Origin of the sequence: Pseudomonas sp. CVAP#3, assembly GCF_018986375.1 — a bacterium.
GTDB lineage: Bacteria > Pseudomonadota > Gammaproteobacteria > Pseudomonadales > Pseudomonadaceae > Aquipseudomonas > Aquipseudomonas helvetica.
The window spans coordinates 140,177-158,081 of the sequence record NZ_JAHMSC010000008.1 but is presented as its reverse complement, the minus strand read 5'-3'; the positions used below and the strand labels follow the sequence as shown (position 1 = coordinate 158,081).

The window sequence follows — 17,905 nt, the reverse complement described above, 5'->3', positions numbered from 1 at the left end:
TCAACTGGCTGGAATGTCGCCACCGGCGGCCTGCAAGTGCTGGTATTGCAGGCACAGGTAGTGGGCAATGATCAGCCGCGCCGGCACCCCGGCCTCCGGCGCCATGCGTTCAAAGGCGCTGTAGCCCGCCGCGCGCAGGGTCAGGCCGCGCTGCTGCAAGGCCTGGTCGACACCCGACGCCACTTGCGGGTCCACCCCGCGCTCGGCCTGCTGGCACAACCAGCCGGCGAACTCCGGCAGCAGGTGGCAGCTCGGCAGCAACACCTCCTGCACCGGCGCGTCCAGTGCCTCATCCACAGCCGCCAGCGGCGTCGCAGTGGCAGGTGCCAGATCGAAATGCAGCGCATCGAGCAACGGCTGGCCTGGGGCGGCATCGGCTCGAATCAGGCTCAAGGGCTCGGCAATCAGCCTGCCCGCGTGTTCATAGACCCGCGCCACCAGCTGTGACCCCTCGATCCAGGGTTCGCCAGCCACTTGCTCGATCCGGCCGATGGCGTGCCGGGTGTAGGCCGAATAGCGCAATTCGACCCACAGGGTCGCGCCCTGATGGTCGTGCAGCGGCCAGACCAGGGTCTGGCGTGTGCTGTCGAACTGCACCGTCCCCACGGCGGCCGGCTGCAACAACGCCCAGTCGTTCATCGGCCGCGCCGGGGTCAGCAGGCTGCGGCGCTGGGCCGAACGCGCCAGGAGCAAGGCGCTCCAATCCGCTGCCGCCGGCAGTTGCTGCCACTGCGCCGCGGTCAATGGCTCAAGCACTGCGGCCTGTACCGACTCGGCCACCGACAGGCGCCCGTCGCCATTGACCTGGGCGCCCATCAACGACAGCCGCCGGCCGCTGGCATGGGCCGGCGACAGCAGACCACTCCAGGGGCCCGGATTGCGGTAGCGCAGCAACGGGTTGAAGCCGCGTTGCAGCTCGGGCCGGGCCTCGGTGCAGGACAAAAAACCCTGCTGCGCCGGGCTCCAGAACACCAGGCTCAAGCCCTGGTAACCGGACGCCGAGCGCCAGGCATTGGCGCCCAGCCCCCACAGTTCCAGGGCCGTCGTCGGCGTGTACTGGCTGCGCGCCTGGCCCAGCAGGCGCGCCGGCTCTTCGCCACGTTGCGCGGCGCTGGCCAAGGCCTGGAGCAAGGCATAACAGCGGCTCAGTTCATCGAACAGGCGCTGGCCATCGGCCCCGGCCGCCCGCTCCAGCAGCAGTTGCACCTGATCCGCCAGGCGCCGCAGCGACAGGGCCAGGCGCGGGTAATCGGCGCCCTGGGCCCACACCGCCAGGGTCACGTAGCGCTGCTGCATGGCCTGGGACAAATGGGCCAGGCCCACCGCCACCGACTCTTCCAGCAACTGCCGCGCGCCCTGGCGCAAATGGCTGCGCGTGGCCTCCCGCAGGGTCGGGCTCGACTCGGCATTGGCGCCGCCCAGAGGGTCGGGCGCGATCAGCTCCAGCCCTTGCAGGCGGCGCAGCGCCAGCACCGCCGCCACCTGGTACTTCTCCAGGGTGCCGCTGCGCTGGTCGGCGAGCATGCCGCCCAGGGGGCCGCCCATATAGCGCAGGGTCAGGGGTGGCGTGCCCAGGGTCAGGGTCAGGTTGTGCTCGCCACCCAGGTACAGCTCCTGCTCCAGATCCAGGTCCATGACGAACTGCCAGGCCCAGCGATAACCCGGCTTGCCCCCATGCTTGAGCAACTCGGCATGGGGCAGCGCGAGCAAGCTGTTCAACAGCGCCTGACGCTGATCCGGCGCGGGTTCTGGCTCGGCTCCAGGCGCCAGCGGCGGGCCCTGCTCGGCCAAAATCTCGCGCAAGCCCAGGGCGCAGGCCAGGATGTGCTGGCACACGCCGCTGGCCGGGCAACTGCACTGGGCAAAGGCCGGCCCGCGCTGATCAAAGCGCAGTTGATAAGGGCCGCACTCCAGCAGCAAGTGCTCCGCGCCCTCCTCCAGCAGCCGTGGCGGGTTGCTTTCCAAATCTTTATAGGCGCGGCGCAACAGGCCGCGATTGGCCAGGGCAACAAAGGCTTCGTCGTCAAAACTCAGCAGTTGCGCCAGCAGCGCCGGGCGCAGGCTCATGAGATCACCTTGAGCAGCCAGTGGGCCAGGCGCTGCGGGCTCAGGGCGGCGATCTGCATGCCGCAGGCGGCAAGGCTGGTGGCCATCTGCCGGTCGTAATCGGGGTTGGCCTGGTCGTCGAGAGCGGCCAGCCCGAGCAGGGTCACCCGAGCCTCGGCCAGTTGCTTGACGGTGCGCAGCAGCTCATTGGGCGATGCCCCTTCGTAGAAGTCACTGACCAGCACCAGCACCGTGCGCTGGGGGTTTTCCAGCAACTGGCTGCAATAGCGCAGGGCCTTGCCGATATCGGTGCCGCCCCCCAGTCGCACGCGCATCAGGGTTTCCACCGGGTCGCCTGCGTGCTCGCTGAGGTCGACCACGTCGGTGTCGAACACCACCACCTTGACCCGCAGCGCCGGCAGCCCGGCGAGAATCCCGGCCATCACCGCGCTGTGGATCACCGAGTCGGCCATGCTCGCGCTCTGGTCCACGCAAAGGATGATGTCCCACGGCAGGCGCCGGCTGTTGCGCTGGAAAAAAAACAGCTTCTCCACCACCAGCCGCTGGCGTTCGACATCGTAGTGCTTGAGGTTGTGCCGCAGGGTGCCCAGGGCATCGAAATTGCGGGCCACGGCCATGGGGGAATGGCGCTGGCGGTTGAGGCGCCCGGACAGCACCTGGCGCACCTGCGGTTCCAGCCGCTTGCGAATCTCTTCCACCACCTGGCGAATGATGCGCCGCACCATCACCAGCACATCGCCCTGCAAGTGCCCGCGCAGGGCGAGCAAGGTGCGCAGCAGCTGTTGATTGGGTTCCAGGCGCTCCAGGGCCTGGGGGTCGGTGACCAGCTCGGTCAGGCCGTAGCGGTCCAGGGCGTGCTGCTCGATCACCTCCACGGTGTCCACCGGGAACAGCTCGCGCACCTCACCCAACCAGGTCACCAGGGTCAATTGGGTCGGGTCGAGGGAACCGGCGCGAGCGTCTTCACGCAGGCCCCGGCCCTGGTATTCACGGCCGTAGAGGTATTCCAGTGCCACGTCCATGCGCGCCGCCTGGCCTTCCAGCCCGGCGCCGCCGGCGGCGTCACGCAGAGGTTTATCGGCGTATTTGCCCAGCACCAGGCGCCAGCGTTCGAGGGGGGTCATGGCGTCATCCAGGGGTCGAGGCCGTCGCCCTGCAACACCAGGGCCAGGCTTTGCGACAGGCGCAGGTTGGCCTGGACCTGATCGGCATGCAGCGTTGCATGGCGTAGCCGGCCCAGATCATCGGCGCCATGCAACTGGGCGACTCGGGTTGCGATACGGTCGGTTTCACGCGGGGTCATTTCGGCAAAGGCCAAGCGCAGCTCCGGCAGGCAGGCGACAAACTGCGCCTCGCCCCACTGGTTGAGCAATTGGTCCAGCACCTCTAGCAGGCTGGGGATCTGCCAGGCGCTCTCGCGGGCGGTGGACAGCAAGCCGCGCAGGTAGGCCACGGCTTCCTGGGGTTGACGCAGGCCATGCAGGTGCCCGGCCAGTTCAGTGGCCAGTTGTGCTTCGGACAAACGCCCGGCCAGGTACAGCAAGCCGGCACAGGCACCCCGCAACAGCAGGTTGGGCTGCTGGTGCAACTGGCTGACCAGGGCCCAGTACAACGCCTGATCCAGCTCCGCACCCGCGGCCCCGGCCAGCAATTCGCGCAACTGCACCAAGCAGGCCACATGGCCAGTGGCCTCGGCCTCGCTCACGCCCTGGGCGCCGAGGTAGGTGGCGCGCTGATAGGCACTGCGCAGCAACCCCGGCAAGCCCGGCAGGTGCGCGGCCTGCAACGGCTCGCGGGACTCCAGCAGCAGCGACAGGCTGGCCGTGGCCGCCACCAGCGAGGCGAATACCGGGTCGGCGCCAATGGCTTCCGCCAGGCGCTGCAAGGGCGTGGCCAACTGCTCATGCAGCCCCAGCACACAGGCCTGCACCAACAGCGCCGCCGCGCCCCGGGCATCGGCCACGCCGTCGCCGGCCTGTTGCTCCAGGCGCTGGGCGAAGCGATTGGCCACCGCCTGGGGCAGGGTCGCGCCATACACCGACGCTTCCACCAGCGCACCTTCGGTGCTGGCCGTCCAGGCGTACTCCCAGTGTTCCTGGAGCAGATGCAAACCGTGGCCGCCGACAAAATCCGGGCCGCCGGTGCGCCAGGCAAAGGGGATGCCCAACAACAGCAGGCCATGCAGCAACTGGCTGCTGCGCCGGTGTTCGGCGCGCCGGTACAGGTCCAGCACCACCCGGCGCGGCTGCGAGTCGTGCAGCTTCAGGCGCTGGCGCCGGGCACGGTATTCCACGTCCTTGACCAACGGCGGCGTGCCGGCCCCGGGCGGCACCCGGCCCAGGGCCTGGCCGGTGAAACAGGCGCGGGCCACTTGCCGCACCCGGACGCCGTCGGCGTCGGCATTGCCCTGGATAAAACAACTGAGGATGGCGTCGTCGACATCCACCCGGATCGGCGCATCGCGCCCGCGCAGGGTGGCCAGGCGCAGCATCTGTTCGTAGGCGGCGGTGAGGGTCGGCAAAGGCAGCGCCACGTCCTGCTCGCGGAGTTTTTCCGCGACCTCGAACAACAGCTCCAGGGCCGCTGCCTGCCGTGGCCGAGCCGGGGCCTGCGCGCTGCGTTGCGGGTGCTTGAGCTGGGCGTGCCACAGCCGCTGGTGCCAGGCCGGCGCGGTCATGCCGGCGGCGTAGCCATTTAGGCGCTCCAGGCGGTCGAAGCTGTAGCGGATCAGCGCGCTGGCTTCATCGGTCAGCCCGGCGCGGCTGATGGCCGGCCGCTCGACCCCGGTCGCCAGCAAGCCCGGCAGTGCCACCGCGTGCAAGCCACCGACCACCACCAGCACCGGCCCCTCTCCCGGACGCCGGGCGGCCAAGGCCTGCTGGATATGCCAGGCCATTTCCGCCTCACGGGCCAGGGTGCCGTCGGCGTGCAGCTCGTCGTGGCTGCAATCCAGGCGCGCCAGTTGGCAATAGGCCGCGACCCGGGTCAGGTGCTCGGGCCAATCGCCCCGGGTAGCCGGCACCTCGAACAGGTGCTCCCAGAGTTCTTCGTGGTCGCGGCAGCCCAGCTGGCTGGCCAGGCGTTGCAGGTGTTCGCTGCGCCGGTAATGACCCTCGTCGAGCAGCGAATCCTGGCGGAGTTCCACCTCGGGCGGCGACGCCTCCAGGGCGCATTGCTCGGCAAAGTCGAGGTCGATAAAGCGTGCGGGAATGCCCTGGGCCGCTGCGGCGCGCAGGGCCACCAGCTCCGGCGAATAGTCACAGAACGGGTAATAGGCCGCGCGCCGCGAATCCGCCGCCGCGCCGCCCACGACGTAGGTGTAGATCGCCAGGGGCATCTGCGCTTCGGGGTGTACCAGCAGCGGCAGCAACGGGTCGAAGGACCGCGGCCCTTCCACCAGCACCACGCTCGGCGGATGGCTGGCGAACAGTTGCTGCAATTGCCAGGCGCAACCGGGGCTGTGGTGGCGCACGGCAAACACAATCAACTCATCGCTGGCCAGGCTCTGGCCCAGGGCGCGCAGGCTGGCGCTGTCTAGCCCGGTGCCGGCCAGGGACGCATCAGCGATCAAGCTCACGCCTCGCCTCGAGCACCCGCTGCCATTGCGGTTGGCGCTGGGCCCGCTGGCGCACCACCACGTCGAAATAGTGGCGCAGCTTGCCGCCGTCCTCGGGGTTGTCCTTGAGCACGGTGCCGATCAGTTGCCGGGCAATATGCTCGCCGCCGACCACGCCGTTGCCGAAGTAGTGGGCATCCAGGCTGGCGGCGTACCCCACTGCCACCGCTTCGGCGGCCGACATCACCGCGCTGGGTTTCTCCAGCACCGTGCCTTCGGCGGTGGCACCATGGCGCAGGTCGTTGAACGCGGTCACCAGCAGTTCGAGCACGTCAGGGCTGAAGTCGACCTTGACCTGGGCCTGTTGCAACAAGGCTTCGGTCTGCTCGCGCACCAGCTGGGTTTCCAGGCGCCGGTCGCTGATGGGGCGCACAGTTTCGAAGTTGAAGCGGCGCTTGAGGGCGCTGGACATCTCATGCACGCCCCGGTCACGCAGGTTGGCGGTGGCCAGGATATTGAACCCCGGCGCGGCAAACACCGTGGCCTCCTCGCCCTTGAGTTCGGGCACGTGCAGCATTTTGTCCGAGAGCAGGCTGATCAGGCTGTCCTGGATCTCGGGCTGCATGCGGGTGATTTCTTCGATCCGGCACACGCTGCCGCTGCGCATCGCCTCATACATCGGGCCGCGCACCAGGGCGCGCTGGGTCGGGCCTTCGGCCAGCAGCAAGGCGTAGTTCCACGAATAACGGATCTGTTCCTCGGTGGTCCCGGCCGTGCCCTGCACCGTGCACAACGACTGGCCGCAGATCGCCGCCGCCAGCAGCTCGGAGAGCATCGACTTGGCGGTCCCCGGCTCGCCCACCAGCATCAACCCACGGTTGCTCATCAGGGTCACGATGCAGCGGTCGATCAGGGCATCGTCGCCATAGAACTTGCGCCGCACCTGCAACGGCCCGTCGCCGAGGATAAACCCGCGCACCGCGCGCGGTGACAGGCGCCAGCCGATGGGGCGCGGGCCGCTGTCGTGCTGTTGCAGGCGCGCCAGTTCAGCGGCGTGGGCCTGTTCGGCCGGGGCCTTGAGCATTGCGCCAGGCGCAGGGGTCATGGGCGTGGTCCTTTAAGGTGGCGTGCCAGGCTTTCAGTATTCACTTTTCTTTTCCCAGTCCGAGTCGAACCCTGTGCCCTGGGCGGCGATCGAGCGCAGGTCGTGGTAGCACTCCGAGAGCAGAATCGTCGGCACCTCGGCCAGGGGCATGCTGTAGCCGCCGCGGTAGAACGTCAGGTCGACCAGGGCCACGGTGCGGTTGCTCTCCGGCAGCGGGTTGCCGGTAAAGCGGATATCGGCCGACAGCCCGAGGCTGACAAAGGACTTTTCATAGGTGTAGAACCAGCCGGCATCCTCGGTCGCGCCCCGGGTATAGCCGAGCTTCAGCACGCGGCCGCGCAGGGCGAAGGCTTCCAGCAGGTGGCCCTTGAAGTCCTCGATGGAATGGGCGTCGCCCTGCCCTTCGGGCAACTGATAGACGCCCTTGCCCAACTGCTGGAACAGCGGCGTCACTTCGTAGTCCACCAGGTGCTGCTGCCACTGGAGCAGTTCCTCGGCGCCCAGCAGCGAGTCATGAGCCAGGCGCACCTGGGCGTCGTCGGCCAGGGTCAGCGGGTTGTCCTCGCAATCGGTCAGGCTGCCATCGTCCAGCGGGCGGAAGCTGGCCAGTACCCGCTCCCCCTCGACCTGCACCCAGACCAGGCGCTGCAACAGCCGGCGCATGATCGGGTGCTGGTTGAGGTAACGCTGCCAGTCGGCGTACGGCCACTCGCGGCCGGTGCACAGCGCTTCGTAGAGGCGCTCAGTCTGCTGCTTGACGATGCTGGCCAGGGACTTCTTGGCACTGGCGAACTGCTTCTTCGCCTCCTTGGCTTCGTCGGCGTCGTCGTCCTGGCGCGGGTCGGGCAAGGCGGCGATTTTCTTGCCGTCGGGGTTGTACAGCTCGATCTTGAAGTCAGCCAGCAAGCGCGCGCTGAACAGCCGTTCGCCGTAACTCAGCTCCAGCAGGCCGTGCTCGTCGAAGCCGGCCGAAGGCAAGGTGCGGTCCGCCAGCTCGGCCAGGGTCCAGTGGTTGCGTTCGGCCAGGGCCTGCGCTTGCAGGATGGCTTCTTCCTGAAAGCCTGCGGTGCGGAAGCGACTGGCAATGGACAGCAACAACTGGGTCGCGGACGGGTGCTCGATCCAGGCCAGCATGGCGATCAGCGCCTTGCCCTGGGACGCGCGGGTGCCATAGAACTCCTTGAGGTAACGCCCGGCCGGCGCCGCTGCATCAGCCCCGGCGCAGGCCGCCACCACCGCCAGCAAGCCTTTGCTGGCCGCCGCCGAGCCTTGGGGCTGGCGCATGAAACGCGGCAGGAAGCTCGCGCTCAGCTCGTCCAGGCTCTTGCCCAGGTGCGGGCTGTCCTTGTAGTCGTCCGGGTAGCGCTGGATGAAAAACAGGGTGCTCGTGGCATGCCGCTCGGCCAACTGCTGGGCCTGCTCCAGCGGGATCGGCCGGGTGTCTTCGGCCAGCCAGGTGTCCAGCACGAACTGGCCGAAACGCTCGCGGCCGCGGGCCTCGAACATCCCGCAGAAGCGCCGCAGCAACGCCCCCGGCTGCGCCGACTTGAGCTTGACCGCCTGGGCCAGCAGCCCCTGGGCCGCCAGGGCCGGAACCGGCTCCTGAGTATCGGCCCAGCGCAATTCGGGCAAGGCGTCCCACGGGAACCATGCCAGGTCCTTGGGCGCGCCCTTGGCCATGGCCTTGCTGGTGTCGATGACCCATTGCTCGCGGTCCAGGTACTGCTCCACCGGCTGGCCCATTTGCTCCAGAGCTTCGATCATGGCGGTGCGTACGCCGTCGTTCTTGTCCTTTTTCAGGGCCTGTTCCAGGGCCGGGATCGCCGGCTGGTGGCCCAGGTTGCCGAGCCATTTGGTGGCCAGCAGCCGGACCTCGGACTTGCCCGAGCCGAGGGCGGCAATCAGGTGCGCCTCCTTGCCCGGCAACTGTTCCAGGGCGCGCTGGGCCAGGGCCCGCTCACCCTGGTTGGAGCCCAGGGCGATCTCGAACAGGCGGTTGATCAACGATGCGGGCGGCGGTGCCATCTTGACCACCGCGGCATACAACGCGTCGGTGTGATACACCTCCAGGGCCGCCAGCGCCTGCTCCAGCCAGCCCTGGTGCAGGGCAAAATACGGCGCCACCGCGTCGGCATCCCAGCCCTCGGCGAACCCGCCATTGAAGCAATCCTGCAGCAGGCTGTCGCCGTTGCGGCCACGGTCCTCGAGCATCTGCGCCAGGGCCATCAGGCTCAGCGAGTCGTCCTGTTGATAGGCTTGCTCCAACGCGCGACAGCCGATGTGGCTCAGGCGGCCCTCGCCACTGCCCAGGGCGTTGCAGAAATCCAGGACCTTGAACGCCATCACCCCCGTCAACTCCTCGCTGTCGGCGAAGGCCTGCATCGCCGAGCGGGAAAAGTACTCGCTATGGTCTTGCGGCAGATCACGGGACGCCGGCGGCACCACCTCGGTCGAGGCCAAAAACGCCTTGAGCTGGTTCAGGGCTGCGACGCTGTAGTTGGGCCACAGCTCCGGCTTGCCGGCGGTTTTTTTCTCCGGGTGGGCGGCGTAGTACTCGATGTTGCTCTCGTTATGCCGGTCGATCAGCTGATTGAGGTCGGCCCACAGTTGGTCGACGACTTCCAGGCGTTCAGGGGTCAGCACCACCGCCCAGTCAATCACCGGGCCGCTGTAGTGGACCGGCCCCTGCTCGTGGGCAGGCTCGGCGTCCCACTCAGCGAGCAGGCCGCGCACCGAGGCCGCACGGTCGGCTTCGGCCAGGGCCCGGGCCTCGGCGCGCAGGGGCGGGTCAGCCAACTGGTTGGCCAGGGCCCACAGCAGGCGCAGGACATGGGCGCGCTGCTCGGGCTTGCCGCCCTGGATCATCAGGGTCAGGGGTTGCAGGGCGCCGCGCTGGCACTTGAGCAGCAGCGGAGCCGCCTGTTCACGCACTTCGCGATTGCCGCCACAGGCCATTTCACACAGCTCACCGGCCATGGCGGTCATGACCGGCGGATCGAGGTCGCTCATCAGGTTCAGGACCTGGTGCTTGAGATACATGTCCCCTGCCAGCAGCAACGGCCGCAGCGCCTCGACATGGCGCAGCACCCACTGCGAATAGCCGTCCATATAGGGCACCAGGTAGATGCCGTAGCCCTGACGGTAGGCGTCATTCGAGCCGCTGAAACACGCGGTCAGCAGCGCCGAGGGCGGCAGGTGCGCCTCCAGCAGCAGGGTTTCCATCAAGGGTGCGCTGATGCGCTGGACGATGCGGGTTTCGTCGGTCTGCGGGTCGCGCAACAGCTCGACGCTGTGGGTCAGGAGCAGCTCCGGCCAATGGCTGCCGTCGGCCATGGTGATGCCGAAGCGGCGTGCCGGACAGGCTTGCAGCACCCGCGCCCAGCGCAACAGCTGGGCCGGGTCGACATCGGTCAGATCGTGATACAGCTGCGGCCCGAGGCTGCCGACCCGGCACTCGTGCCCGCTCAATATGTGGAGGTAGTTGGCGACGGCGTAGCGCTGGCCCAGTTCGGCCAGGACCTGCGGCCCATCGCCCTGGCGCACATAGGTCAGGATCGCCTCGGCCAGGCCGGCGCGGCCGCCGTTATCGGGCAAGTGGTCAAGGGGCTCGAGGTAGGTCTGCAGGCGCTGCAGCCAGACATTGCCCGGCACGTTGCTCGCCGCTGCGGCCGGCGTTGCGCTGGCCCCACCCAATACCTTGCCTATCCATTTGAGCATGTGTCGTCCTGTTCGCTATCGGTCCGTTTCGGGCGCGCAGGATATAACACAATTTTCCTTGGCGGCAGGGCGGCCTGTGCAGCCGGTGCCCTGCCCGGGCCGGTTGCTTATGCCTGCGGCAGCTTGCGGAAGCCCACGGCCAGGCGGTTCCAGCTATTGATGGTGGAGATTGCCACGGTGAGGTCGACCATTTCGCTGGGGCTGAACGCGCTGGCCAGCAGCTCGTAGTCGGCGTCCGGGGCGTGGGTCTGGCTGATCAGGGTCATCGATTCGGTCCAGGCCAGGGCGGCCCGTTCGCGCGGGGTGAAGAACGGCGCCTCGCGCCACACCGACACCGCGTACAAGCGGCGCTCGGTCTCGCCACCCTTGCGCGCATCGGCGGTGTGCATGTCGACGCAAAAAGCACAGCCGTTGATTTGCGAAGCGCGCAGTTTGACCAGTTCGATCAGCGACTTTTCCAGCGGTAGCTTGGAGACAGCAGTTTCCAGCGCGATCATGGCTTTAAGGGCATCGGGCGAGGCGGTGTAGAAATCGACGCGAGATTGCATGGTCAGCTCCGTAGCAAGTGGGAATACGCCATACGGTAGCGCTGACGGCGATTGGCACAAATAGCCAATTATTCAGAAATAGAGGTAGCCAATGACTGACCTGCCCGTCTGTTGGCGCGATCGTTTCTGCGGCCGAGTTGGCGGTGAATCGAGCGCTGGATCACCTCGATCCACCAGATTCACCGCAGTAATAAGCAACACCGTGGAGCTCTTGTGGCGAGGGGGCTTGCCCCCGTTCGGCTGCGCAGCAGCCGCCCCCCCCTGGCGAACGTAAACTTCCAGATACACCGCGGACACCGATTTTAGGGTCGCTTCGCGCCCCAACGGGGGCAAGCCCCCTCGCCACAGGTTCTCGGCCGTGTCTGCGAACAACGTGAAGGCGTCGTCACGGGCTACGTCCGGCTACGCAGCCACTGCAAAAAGCCCTTTTTCTCCACGACCTTCGGCACTTCCTGAGTCAGGGTTTGTGCGGTGTGCAAGCGGAAATCCAGTAACGCCTGCATCGCTTCGTTGATGTCGTGGCGGGCGTCGAGACAGGGTTTGAGGTATTCCTTTTCGATCCGGTACAGGGTGCAGAAGGTCTTGGCCGAAAAGTCCGCCGGCACCGATTCATCCGAGAGAATCCCGGCCTCGCCGATCACCTCGCCCGGCCCCATGCGCCCGGCTTCGAACTTTTTGCCGCCACGGCTCAAGGCCACTGACACCACGCCCGATTCAATGATGAACAGGTGATCGCTGACCTCTCCCGCCGGCAGGATCATTTCCCCGGCACGGAAGGTGATGAGCGTCATGTTCTGGCTGAAGGTGTCTTTCTCTTCCGAACGCAAGGTCGAGAAAATACTCGAGCTTTCGAGCAGCGCCCGTGGCCGTGAAAGGCCCGGCGGTGTTGTGGCTTCTGCGGTCGACAACAGGCTCACGCCCGACGCACGCAAATGCCGGAAGGCCAGATCGAACAGCAGATTGCGCACTTCGCGCTTTTGCCCCATGGACGATACAAATCCGATGATCTCGTATTCCACGCCACTGGCACTGGAGCTTTTCAAGGAGACGCTCGGTGCCGGTTTGCTGAGCAGTGGCCGGCAACCCTGCATCGCCCGCTCCAGTGCTTCGATCACCGTGTGCGGGCGCGCATGAGGGCTCAGTTGCAGGCTGATGGTAATGCCGAAAATGTCGCTGGGCCGGCTGAAGTTGATGATCTTGGCCTTGGCCGCCAACGAGTTGGGGATCACCGCCATGCTGCCCTGTGAGGTTTGCAGCCGCGTGGCCCGCCAGTCGATGTCGGTGACCCGGCCTTCGGTGCCGTCGATGGAGATCCAGTCATCCAGTTGATAGGGTTTGGTGGTGTTGAGCACGATGCCGGAAAACACATCGCTGAGGGTGCTCTGCAATGCCAGGCCGACGATGATCGCCAGGGCACCGGAAGTCGCCAGCACGCCTTTGACCGGCAGGTCGAGCACATACGCCAGGGCGGCGATGATCGCGATCAGGAAAATCACCGCGCCGAGCAAATCCTGCAACAGCCGGCCAGTATGCCCGACCCGTTGCATCATCACCGTGCCGAGCAATACCGTCAGGGTTCGCGCGCCGAACAGCCACCAACCGATCTGCAATCCGGTCGCAGCCAGGTGCAACGGCACGTTCTCCGGCCAGGGTGCCACGTCCATCGGGTTCATGCCTTCGTTGAACAGCACGGCGCTGAACAACGCAAAAATCACCACCCGCACGACCAACTGCCAGTGACTGACACTGACCAACCGCCACAGCAGGATGTCGAGCAAAATCAGCGCCAGGGCGCAGAACATCGGGTGATCGGTGAGCAGTGACAACATCAAGCAACTCCAGCAAGGCCAATGGCGTGAAGATCGCACAGATTGGGCACAGTGTAGGAGTGTTTGATTGCAAGGTGAACGCAACCCGCACAACACCACTCACCATCGCTTGAGCGCACGGCCCCCTGGATTCGTGATTTTCAGTAAAAAGTGCTTTGCCGATTCAGCGGTTTTTCTCAAGGATGCAGACCGGGATACTCGCGGCCATTCCCGTCACAACCCCTGGAGTCACACATGTCTGTTCCCGCCTTCGGCCTCGGTACTTTTCGCTTGCAAGGCCAGGTGGTCATCGATTCGGTGAGCACTGGCCTTGAACTCGGTTACCGGGTGATCGATACCGCGCAGATCTACGACAACGAAGCCGATGTCGGCCAGGCCATCGCCGCCAGCGGCATTGCCCGCGAAGAGCTGTTCATCACCAGCAAGATCTGGATCGCCAATTTCGCCAAGGACCAGTTGATCGCCAGCTTGAAAGAAAGCCTGCGCAAACTGAAAACCGATTACCTGGACCTGACGCTGATTCACTGGCCGTCCCCGGAAAACCAGGTGCCGGTGCACGAATTCATGGGCGCCCTGCTGGAAGCCAAAGCGCTGGGCCTGACCCGGCAGATCGGTGTGTCGAACTTCACCGTCGACCTCATGCAGCAAGCTATCGACGCGGTCGGCGCAGACAACATCGCGACCAATCAGATCGAGCTGCACCCTTACCTGCAAAACCGCACAGTGGTCGAGTTTGCCCAGAGCCAGGGTATTCAGATCACCTCCTACATGACCCTGGCCTACGGCGAAGTCCTGAAGGACCCGGTCATCCAACAGATCGCCGAGCGGCATCAGGCAACTCCGGCACAAGTCACGCTGGCCTGGGCCATGCAACTGGGTTACGCGGTGATTCCGTCGTCGACCCAACGGGCCAACCTCGACAGCAACCTGGCGGCCCGCAACCTGACGCTTAGCGAAGCCGATATGGCGCTGATCGCAGGACTTGAGCGCGGCCAGCGCCTGACCAGCCCGAAAGGTATCGCTCCTGACTGGGATTGAGCAGAATCGCTCAGCGTTGCTCCAGGTGCAGAGCCAAACGCTCCATGGCGTCTTGCAAGGCCTGCACCGCCTGGCTCAAAAATGTGTGGTCGCGATTACCACACGCGACCTCCAACTGCTCGCAACAGCGGACCAGGCGCTGCGCCTTGACCATCTGCGCGCCGCCCTTGATCCGATGAGCCAGGTCACGCAAACCCATGCGATCACGTTGGCGGTAAAAGTCCCGTAATCGTGCCAGGTCCTCGGCGTTGCTGGTGGCCAGGTCAGCCAGCAAATTATTGATCAGACTGCGGTTGTCCCCGGCCAGTTGTTCAAGACTGCCGAGGTCGATCTCGGCACCGGCGGCCGGCGTCGTTTCACCCTGCGTCAGCACACTCGTATTCGCTGCTCTGCCGGCCAACCGGGCATTCAGATCGTGCAGGCTGATGGGCTTGAACAGGCAATCGTCCATCCCCGCTTCCATGCAGCGGATCTTTTCTTCGGGTTGGGCGTTGGCGGTGAAACCGAGAATCAGGCAAGGCGTGTATCCATTAGCCCGCTCCTCGTCACGAATCACCCCTGCCAATTCGTAGCCACTGAGGTTAGGCATATTGCAATCGCTGATCACCACGTCGAACGAATGCTCACGCCAGTATTCCAGCCCCTGTTCCCCGTCGTTGGCCGCCAGCACACGGTGCCCCAGATAGCTCAACTGTTGTGACAGCAACAGGCGATTGGCCGGGTAGTCGTCAACCACCAGAATGTTCAACGAGCGGCGCTGCTCTGTCGGCGCAGCGTCGACTGTCGGCAGCTCGGCCAGCGGCTGCAGTTCCGGCACATCGAGGCTGATATCGATCCGGGTTCCAGTGCCCAGCACACTGCTCAAGTGCAATTGCCCGCCCATCATCTCGCACAGCGAACGGCTGATGACCAGGCCCAGCCCTGAGCCACTGCGGCCATCCTGCGAGCTATTGGCGGCCTGAACAAACGGACTGAACAGTCGCTGCTGGTCAACGTAGCTGATGCCAATCCCGCTGTCCTCGATACGCAGGCGGATCGCCAGATTCCCGTTCATGGCGTCGGGTTCTACCCGTAGCGTCAGGCTGATCTGCCCGGTGCGGGTGAACTTGATCGCGTTACTCAGCAGGTTGGAAACGATCTGCTTGAAACGCATGGGGTCGATCAGTACGTCACAGTGACTTCGGGCATCCAGCTCGACCTGCCAGAGCAGGTTTTTTTGCCGCGCCAGCCCCTCGAACACCTTGCTTACCGATTCGACCAAGGCCCGCAGATTCGCGCGCTCCGGGGTGAGGGACAAATGCCCCGATTCGATCCGCGAGATATCCAGAATGTCGCCGATCAACTCCAGCAACTGCTGCGCTGCATTCGACGCGACCTCAATCGCAAAACGGTCGGTGACACCCTCTTCAGCACGCTTCATCGCCAACTCAAGCATGCCGATCAGCGCATTCATCGGCGTACGGATTTCATGACTCATGGTTGCCAGGAACGTAGTTTTGGCCCGATTGGCATCGTCTGCCGCGTCCCGGGCTTGCTGCACTTGTTGCAGTAATTGCTGACGCTTGCGGATCAGGCTGCGCTGGTAGGCAATCCAGCCCAGCGCCAACAGCAACAGCAGTCCTGCGACCAGAAACCCCTGAATAATGGTGGTGCGGTGACGCGACCAGTAGCTGTCATCCAGCGGCAGTTCGTTGCGCCAGCGGTTGGCCAACTCGTCCATTTCCTCAGGGGGAATGCTTAACAGGGCTTTATTGAGGATTGAGTAGAGTTCAAGGGCTCCGCGGTTGGTCGCAAAACTGATGTGCGCCGGCTCAGTGCCGACCGTACTGGTGATCGCCAGAGCGTGGCGGTGCTCCCGAGCGATCAGGTAGCGAGCAATGATCAACGAACTTAACGCCGCATCGGCTTGGCCATTGATGACCCGTTCCATGCCTTGGGCCGGGGTTTGCACATCAACGAAGCGCACACCGGGAACTCGCGCAAGAATGACCTCGCGCAGCGCATGGCCACTGTAGATTGCCAGTCGCTTGCCGGTCATGTCGTCCAGCGTCGCCGGATCCCGAGCCCCGCCGGCACTGACCAGGACAAAGGGATTGATCAGATACGGTCGAGTGAAACGTAGTTCTGCCTGACGTTCGGTGCTCGGGGTAATCACTGCCAGCAGGTCGAGCCCGCCTTGTTTGACCTGCTCTATTTGTTGATACAACGAACTGCCGCGCACGAGCTCGAACTTCAGCCCGGTATGCAGGCTGATCCGGTCCAGGACCTGGGCGCTGAGGCCTCTGAACTCACCTTTATCGTCATAAAAAGACAACGGTGCAAAATTGTCGATGACCCCGACCCTGACTGACCGATGGCTATCCAGCCAGCGTTGTTCACTGGCACTCAATTGCAAGCGTTGCGCACTGCTGAAACTGCTGCCGGCACTCCAGCGGCGCAAGATGCTCATGCGTTCTTGTACGGGAATCGCCGCCAGAGCGGCATCGACAATACGCCGCAATCGAGGAGTGTCAGCACTCACTGCAAATCCGAACGCGTTGATGTCCAGTCGGGCGAACCCCGCCAACTGCACATTGTTCAGGTAACTGTTATTGATCAGGTAGCTGGCACTGATGGAGTCGCCAAGGTAGACATCGGCACCGCCGAAAGCCACGGCGCCGATGGCACTTAATGTCGAGGGGTACAGTTGCAGGCGGGCCTGGGGGTAAACCGCTTCGACCGCTTCGGGTCGCAAGTAGTGATCGAGCATCGCCACCCGCAGACCCGAAAGGTCCGCTGTCAGCCTGGCGCTGTCGCCCGTACGGGCGACCAGGGCCGGTGCGTCTTCGGCATAGGCTCGTGACATCAGCAACTGCGGATCGGCCGCTTCAAAGTCGTTGGCAGTGCCCAACAGATCGACATTGCCCTGCTTCAACGCGGCAATCACCTCTCCACGGGATCCGTAACGTTTCACCTCGACCTTGATGTGCAGTAACTGGCTGAGCAAGACCGCAAAATCAGCGGTGATGCCTTCCAGATACGTGTCGTTGATCGTCACCTCGAACGGCGCGTAATCGGGTGCCGAAGCGCCCAGTCGCAAGCTTCCCTGCTCGCGCAGCCAGCGCCAGTCGGCCTCTTCCAGTTCGACCTGGTAACCGTCGACGGACGAACGCCCCTGCAGTTCCAGCAACTGTGGTTTTGCGGCGAGGCTGTCCACTGAGCAGAATGAACTGAACAACGTCAGCACGACGAGCCACTCACGCAGACTCATGTGTATTCGATCAACTGATTGCGCTTGGCGAAATCCACCAGATGAACCAGGGACTTCACATTGAGCTTTTCGATCAGACGGGTTTTGTAGGTGCTGACGGTCTTATGACTGAGGAACATGACCTCGGCGATCTCCTTGTTACTTAAGCCAAGCGCCAGATATCGAAAGATGGTCAGTTCACGGTCGGAGAGTTTCTCGATCATCTGCAGTTCGTTGAGCTGCAGCGGGTCCAGGTTCACTGAGCTACTGTTGTCCAGTCGAGGGTAATAGGTGTAGCCGGACATCAACGCCTGGACGGCCTTACGCAACTCTTGCAGATCATTGGTTTTCGAAACGAAGCCCTGGGCTCCTGCCCTCATGCAGCGATCGACATAAAACCTCGGATCATAGGAAGTGAAGACCACAACCCGAGAAGGTGATTGATCGCGCTGTAGACGACTCAGCAATTCCAACCCGCCAAGCCTGGGAATATTCAGGTCCAGCACCACCAGGTCAGGTGACTGGGCGAGGATCGTTTGCAGGGCCTCAGCACCATCGGATGACTCCAGAATGGTCTTGAACATCACCCTGTCGCTGGAGTCCCTGAGGGTCCCAAGCACCATTTTGACAGCGGCCCGAATAACCGGATGATCGTCCACGATCAGCGCTGAACTCATGGTAACTCCTGTAGAAACGCCCAAAAACCCCGGCGTGCCGCCCATGGCATTTGCCAAGGCTGACACAACGGCTGCGCAACGACTGTTGCACGAGGAACGGAGCGAAACTACCTGTCAAAGTTGACAGTTCAGACCAACG

Annotated in this window: 10 protein-coding genes; 1 reads left to right on the top strand and 9 read right to left on the bottom strand. The window is 64.5% G+C overall.

Annotation, left to right across the window (positions count from 1 at the left end; all coding sequences use genetic code 11):
* The 7 genes from KRR23_RS15910 to KRR23_RS15880 all read right to left on the bottom strand — a co-directional run bounded on the left by KRR23_RS15910 (window position 1) and on the right by KRR23_RS15880 (window position 12,822).
* Complete coding sequence (locus tag KRR23_RS15910; protein ID WP_216743283.1) at window positions 1-2,067, bottom strand: hypothetical protein; 2,067 nt, start codon at window positions 2,065-2,067, stop codon at window positions 1-3.
* Complete coding sequence (locus KRR23_RS15905) at window positions 2,064-3,191, bottom strand: VWA domain-containing protein (RefSeq protein ID WP_216743282.1); 1,128 nt, start codon at window positions 3,189-3,191, stop codon at window positions 2,064-2,066. The genes KRR23_RS15910 and KRR23_RS15905 overlap by 4 nt, the downstream gene beginning before the upstream one ends.
* Window positions 3,188-5,644 (bottom strand): DUF5682 family protein, encoded by a 2,457-nt coding sequence (locus KRR23_RS15900; RefSeq protein WP_216743281.1) that lies wholly within the window; start codon window positions 5,642-5,644, stop codon window positions 3,188-3,190. Before KRR23_RS15900 ends, KRR23_RS15905 begins: the two co-directional genes overlap by 4 nt.
* Window positions 5,628-6,728, bottom strand: a complete 1,101-nt coding sequence (locus tag KRR23_RS15895; protein WP_216743280.1) for an AAA family ATPase — start codon at window positions 6,726-6,728, stop codon at window positions 5,628-5,630. The genes KRR23_RS15900 and KRR23_RS15895 overlap by 17 nt, the downstream gene beginning before the upstream one ends.
* Window positions 6,729-6,761: 33 nt before the next feature.
* Window positions 6,762-10,445 (bottom strand): DUF4132 domain-containing protein, encoded by a 3,684-nt coding sequence (locus tag KRR23_RS15890; protein WP_216743279.1) that lies wholly within the window; start codon window positions 10,443-10,445, stop codon window positions 6,762-6,764.
* Between the two features lie 107 nt (window positions 10,446-10,552).
* On the bottom strand, window positions 10,553-10,993 hold the full coding sequence (locus tag KRR23_RS15885) for a carboxymuconolactone decarboxylase family protein (protein WP_216743278.1): 441 nt from the start codon (window positions 10,991-10,993) through the stop codon (window positions 10,553-10,555).
* 392 nt (window positions 10,994-11,385) lie between these two features.
* Window positions 11,386-12,822: a mechanosensitive ion channel family protein gene (locus KRR23_RS15880; RefSeq protein ID WP_216743277.1), complete on the bottom strand. Its 1,437-nt coding sequence runs from the start codon at window positions 12,820-12,822 to the stop codon at window positions 11,386-11,388.
* Between the two features lie 234 nt (window positions 12,823-13,056).
* On the opposite strand from KRR23_RS15880, the gene dkgB reads away from it, so the two are divergent.
* A complete protein-coding gene (gene dkgB, locus KRR23_RS15875) occupies window positions 13,057-13,860 on the top strand; it encodes a 2,5-didehydrogluconate reductase DkgB (protein WP_216743276.1) in 804 nt (267 codons plus the stop codon).
* Window positions 13,861-13,870: 10 nt separating this feature from the next.
* On the opposite strand, the gene KRR23_RS15870 is transcribed toward dkgB, so the two are convergent.
* Window positions 13,871-17,110: a transporter substrate-binding domain-containing protein gene (locus KRR23_RS15870; RefSeq protein WP_216743275.1), complete on the bottom strand. Its 3,240-nt coding sequence runs from the start codon at window positions 17,108-17,110 to the stop codon at window positions 13,871-13,873.
* Complete coding sequence (locus KRR23_RS15865; RefSeq protein WP_216743274.1) at window positions 17,107-17,766, bottom strand: response regulator transcription factor; 660 nt, start codon at window positions 17,764-17,766, stop codon at window positions 17,107-17,109. Before KRR23_RS15865 ends, KRR23_RS15870 begins: the two co-directional genes overlap by 4 nt.
* Window positions 17,767-17,905: the final 139 nt, after the last annotated feature.